Origin of the sequence: Microbacterium sp. (assembly GCF_051953575.1) — a bacterium.
GTDB lineage: Bacteria > Actinomycetota > Actinomycetes > Actinomycetales > Microbacteriaceae > Microbacterium.
Genome location: NZ_JBQCIP010000026.1, coordinates 1 through 4,777, shown reverse-complemented (window position 1 = coordinate 4,777; position 4,777 = coordinate 1). Strand labels below are relative to the sequence as shown.

The following is a 4,777-nucleotide window of genomic DNA, read 5'->3' as shown; positions in this document are numbered from 1 at the left end:
CCCCCGCTCGAAGTCCGTGCCGGGGACTGTCCCGTGCCGTACTGGACGGTGGCCGTTCCGACCTACCACGGCGGCTGGCGCCGGAAGTAAAAGTCGGCCTGACCGACCGGCTAAACCCCCCCCGACCGCGCCGGCTGGGGTCTCGACGGAGGGTCAGGCCGACTGATACTGCGTGCGCCAGCCGCCGTGGTAGGTCTGACGGGCCACCGTCGAGTACGGCACGGGACTGACCACGGCACGGACTTCGAGCTGGCGGTGCGGCTCGACCGACGCCTTCGCGGTCCCGCCGTCCGGCTCGCCCCAGACGACCGTCACCTCGGCGCCCTCGGGCACGTCGGGGTTGACCGTCGCCAGCGACAGCGCGCGCTTCTCGTTGGCGCTGTAGCCGGTGAACATCGAGAATCCGACGACGTTCCCGTCGGCATCGGTGACCGAGTCGTAATTGGCCGAGCCGTAGTTCGCGAGGGGCAGGTCGAAGAACTTGTAGCTCTCGCCGTCGGTGTCGAAGAGCGACGCGAAGATCTTCGTGACGTCCTCGGCGTTCCACGCGAGGGTGACCTTGCGTCGCTGCGTGGCGGGGTCGACGGCCTCGAGCGCGTCGCGGCCGATGAAATCGTGGTCGAACTTCACGAACGAGCCGTAGCCGAGCTCCCACGGGGTGAGGTAGTAGTCCGAGATGTCGTCCGACACGAAGGATCCGGCCAGGGTGCCGGTCGCCTCGTAGCTGTCGACGCCGAGCCACTCGCGGTAGCCTCGCTCGGCCTCGCCCGAGTAGATCGCGGGCAGGGGCGACGGGATCCAGCCCGACTCGAGGGTGTTGGACGGGTACGCCCGAGACCCGACGGGGACGAGGCCGAACTCGGCGCCCGCGTCGACGATGAGGTCGCGCACGCGGTGGTGGTCCTCGTAGGGGCCCCACACCTCGAGACCGGGGGCTCCGGCCATGCCATGCCGGAGGGTGCGGACGTTGACGCCGCCGATCTGCATCTCGGCCATGCTGAAGAACTTCAGCTGCTCGAGCGGTCCGCCGTTCAGCTTCTCGATGACGTTCCACGCCGCCGGGCCCTGGATCTGGAACCGGTAGTACCGGCGGCTGACCGCGTCGCCGTAGGGGCGCGAGGGCGAGCGCCGGTCGACGGTGATGTCGAGGTTCGCGTAGCCGCCGGTCTCGCCGTGGTAGAGCAGCCAGTTCGACGCGGGCGCGCGGCCGACGTAGACGTACTCGTCCTCGGCCTCATGGAAGAGGATGCCGTCCCCGACCACGTGTCCCGACGCGGTGGTCGGCACGTACTGCTTGGCCCGGTTCACCGGGAACGTCGCGACGGAGTTGATCGCGGTGTCGGAGATGAGCCGGATCGCGTCCGAGCCCTTCAGGAACACGTTGTCCATGTGGTGCGACTGGTCGTAGAGCACGGCCGTGTCGCGCCACGCCCGCTGCTCCTTGATCCAGTTCTGGAAGTCCGCGGGGACGACCGGGTAGATGTACGAGCCGATCTGCGAGTTGCGCAGCATCTCGACGGCGTTGCGTCCGTCGATCAGCTCCTGCAGATTCTTCGCCATGAGGGAACCTCTCTGTTCGTGGATGGGGTCGGGGTGGATCAGGTGAAGACGATCGTGTGGTTGCCGTGCCGGATGACGCGGTCCTCGGCGTGCCACTCGACGGCGCGCGAGAGCACGGCGCGTTCGACGTAGGCGCCGCGTGCCTGGAGGTCTGCCGCGGTCATCGCGTGGGTGACGCGCGCGACGTCCTGCTCGATGATCGGCCCCTCGTCCAGGTCCGCGGTGACGTAGTGGCTGGTGGCCCCGATGAGCTTGACGCCCCGTTCCTTCGCCTTGCGATAGGGCGCGGCGCCGATGAACGCGGGCAGGAAGGAGTGGTGGATGTTGATCACGGGGACGCCGATCTCGTCGAGGAACGAGTCCGAAAGGATCTGCATGTACCGGGCGAGGACGACGAAGTCGACGTTGTCTTTGAGCAGCTCGATGATCCGGGCCTCGGCGGCCGACTTGTCGGGGCCCTGGGAGGGCACGTGGAAGAACGGGATGCCGAAGCTGCGGACGTCCTCGGCGGTGTTGGTGTGGTTCGAGACGACCATCGGGATGGTCACCGGCAGCTCGCCGCGACGGTGGCGCCACAGCAGCTCGAGCAGGCAGTGGTCGCTGGTCGACGCGAGGATCGCCATCCGCTTCGGCGCGGACTGGTCCGTCAGCCGCCACTCCAGCGAGAGGGGTCCGAGCGTCTCGTCGAGGTCGGCTGCGATCGCGGGAAGGGATGCCTGCAGATCGGCGCGGTGGAACACGACGCGCTGGAAGAACTCGCCGCCGATCGGATTGTCGGAATACTGGTCGAGCGTCACGATGTTGCCGAGGTTGCGTGCGACCAGTGCGGTGACCGCGGCGACGATCCCCGGCTGGTCGGGGCCGTGGACGATGAGGCACGCGTGGTCCCGCCGAGCGTCGAGACGGGTCGTCATCGCCGTGCTCCCGACGACTGCGCGCTGACGAACTCGCGTGCCCACTGCGACGTCGGGAGCAGCCCGCCGAACGTGTAGAAGTGGAGCTTCACGTCGCCGGCGTCCTGCGCGGCGAGCCGCTCGGCGAGGTCCGACACGAACCGGTCGGGGCCGGCGGTGCCCATCAGGTTGGTCAGCGAGAAGCCGTACTTCTTGACGATCATCGCGTTCGCGCCGATCCCGAAGCGGCGCGCGAAGCCGAGCAGGCGCTTGATGCCGGCCGGGCCCGGGGTGCCGATGCGGATCTGCGCGTCGATGCCCCGGGCGCGCACCTCGCCGATCCACGCCGTGACCGGGTCGGTGTCGAAGGCGAACTGCGTCAGGACGACGGCATCCATTCCCTGCTGGGCGAGCGTCAGCGCCTTCTCGTCGAGGTGACGCCACAGCACGTCGTCGGCGATGTCGGGATGGCCCTCGGGGTACCCGGCGATCGAGACCTCGCGCACGCCGTGCTCCTGCAGCAGACCGGACCGGATCACCGAGAGCGCGTCGGGGAACGGGCCGGCCGGCTCGGCGGGGTCGCCGCCGACGGCGAACACGTGCTCGGTCGCGCCGACGTCGTGCAGGCGCGAGAGGAACTCGCCGAGCTGCGCCTGCGACTCCAGCCGACGGGCCGAGATGTGGGGGACGGGCACGAAGCCCATGTCCTTCACGGCCTTCGCCGCGGCGACCCGCATCTCGAGGTCCTCGTTCCCCAGGAAGGTCACGTTGATCCTCGTGCCCTGCGGGATCGTGTCGCGCGCCTCGGCGAGTCCGGGGACGTCCTTGCCGGTCATCTCCAGCGAGAAGCCGTCCACGAGCGCGGCTGCGTCCGGTGACGCCGGGAGCGGATGGGTCACTGACGAGTCCTTTCGTCCGCCGCGGGCGTCGTCGCACCGCGGCATCCACACGATAACTATGTCCATAGGTATTTGGCAAGAGGTCACACGTCGGGTCGGGACGCGTTTGTGTTCATGCATTCCGTGACGGGCGTCACAAAACCCTTGACAATACATTTCGGCTGGCGCACGATGACTGTGTCCGGCACGCCGAGGTGCCGACTCCGGCCGCGGTCGGATGCACCCGGACCGTGCACACCCCCCCTGCACCGTCATGAGAGGCCCGTCAATGAAGAAGAGTCTTGCCACGATCGGCGTACTCGCCGCCGCCGCGCTCGCACTGAGCGGCTGCACCGATTCCGCCGCTCCGTCCTCCTCGTCCGCGCCGACCGACGGCGCCGCGTCCGGCGAGGTCACGAAGGTCCGCGTCGCCGCCCTGCCCATCGCCGAGACCGGCGCCCTCTGGGCCGCGATCGACGAGGGCATCTTCGAGAAGCACGGCCTCGAGATCGAGGTCGTCCCCGCCCAGGGCGGCGCCAACGCCATCCCGGCGCTGCTCAGCGGCGACATCCAGTTCGCCATCGGCCAGCCGTTCGGCCCGATCCGCGCCGACCAGCAGGACCTCGGCGTGGCGATCATCGGCGACTACGCGAACAGCCTCGCCGAGGGCACCGACGTCAACGCCGTGGTCGCGCTCGCCGGCTCCGGCATCACCCGCCCCGCGGACCTCGCGGGCAAGAAGGTGTCGGTGAACACGGTCGGCGCCGCGGGCGACCTCACCATCCGCAAGGCCGTGCAGGACGACGGCGGCGACCCCTCGACCGTCCAGTTCGTGGAGGTCGCGTTCCCGGACGTGCCGGCCCAGCTCGAGGCGGGCACGATGGATGCCGCATGGGCTCCGGACCCCTTCCGCGCCGCGATCGTCAAGGGCGGCGGCACGTCGGTCGTGCAGCCCTATCAGGCCACGATCCCGGGCCTCACGGTGCTCACCAACATCACGACGCAGAAGCTGCTCGACGAGAACCCCGAGCTCGTGGAGTCGTACTCCGCGGCGATGTCGGAGGCCCTCGACTGGGCGGCCGACAATGAGGACGCCGTGCGCTCGGCGATCGCGACGAACCTGAAGATCCCCGAGGAGGCCGCCGCGGGCATCACGCTGCCGACCTTCACATGGGACCTCTCCGACGCCGGCATCGAGGATCTGGGTGCCCTCGCCGTCGAGTTCGCGTACATCGACGCCGAGCCGGACTACAGCCGCCTCATCCAGCAGCAGTAGGCGCGGAGGAACGGAGGACGGGATGCCCGCTCCCGCGGCATCCCGTCCCTCCGCCTCCGTCTCCCGCACCCCTCGATCGGACTCGCATGGCCACCGCCACCCTCGACGCCGCCCCGGCTCGGAGGCGCTCACCGCTCCGGCTCCGGACACTCCGCAAGATCGCCCTGGGG

4 protein-coding genes are annotated in these 4,777 nt (G+C 69.4%); 1 reads left to right on the top strand and 3 read right to left on the bottom strand.

Annotated elements, in window-relative coordinates:
- Positions 1 to 153 precede the first annotated feature (153 nt).
- From ligM to ACTHNQ_RS02050, 3 genes are read right to left on the bottom strand one after another with little or no spacing between them, the layout of a single operon-like run.
- Complete coding sequence (gene ligM, locus ACTHNQ_RS02060) at positions 154 to 1,560, bottom strand: vanillate/3-O-methylgallate O-demethylase (protein ID WP_440330777.1); 1,407 nt, start codon at positions 1,558 to 1,560, stop codon at positions 154 to 156.
- Positions 1,561 to 1,598: 38 nt separating this feature from the next.
- Positions 1,599 to 2,474 (bottom strand): formyltetrahydrofolate deformylase, encoded by an 876-nt coding sequence (gene purU / locus ACTHNQ_RS02055; protein WP_440330776.1) that lies wholly within the window; start codon positions 2,472 to 2,474, stop codon positions 1,599 to 1,601.
- Entirely contained in the window at positions 2,471 to 3,352 is an 882-nt protein-coding gene (locus ACTHNQ_RS02050) for a methylenetetrahydrofolate reductase (RefSeq protein WP_440330775.1), read from the bottom strand. The genes purU and ACTHNQ_RS02050 overlap by 4 nt, the downstream gene beginning before the upstream one ends.
- A 268-nt stretch (positions 3,353 to 3,620) precedes the next feature.
- On the opposite strand from ACTHNQ_RS02050, the gene ACTHNQ_RS02045 reads away from it, so the two are divergent.
- Positions 3,621 to 4,607, top strand: coding sequence for an ABC transporter substrate-binding protein (locus tag ACTHNQ_RS02045; protein ID WP_440330774.1), 987 nt, complete (start codon positions 3,621 to 3,623; stop codon positions 4,605 to 4,607).
- Positions 4,608 to 4,777: the final 170 nt, after the last annotated feature.

What these genes read in the sequence shown, in the direction of transcription:
- purU (WP_440330776.1), bottom strand. Translation starts at nt 2,474, where the DNA reads ATGACGACCCGTCTCGACGCTCGGCGGGACCACGCGTGCCTCATCGTC.
- ACTHNQ_RS02045 (WP_440330774.1), top strand. Translation starts at nt 3,621, where the DNA reads ATGAAGAAGAGTCTTGCCACGATCGGCGTACTCGCCGCCGCCGCGCTC.
- ligM (WP_440330777.1), bottom strand. Translation starts at nt 1,560, where the DNA reads ATGGCGAAGAATCTGCAGGAGCTGATCGACGGACGCAACGCCGTCGAG.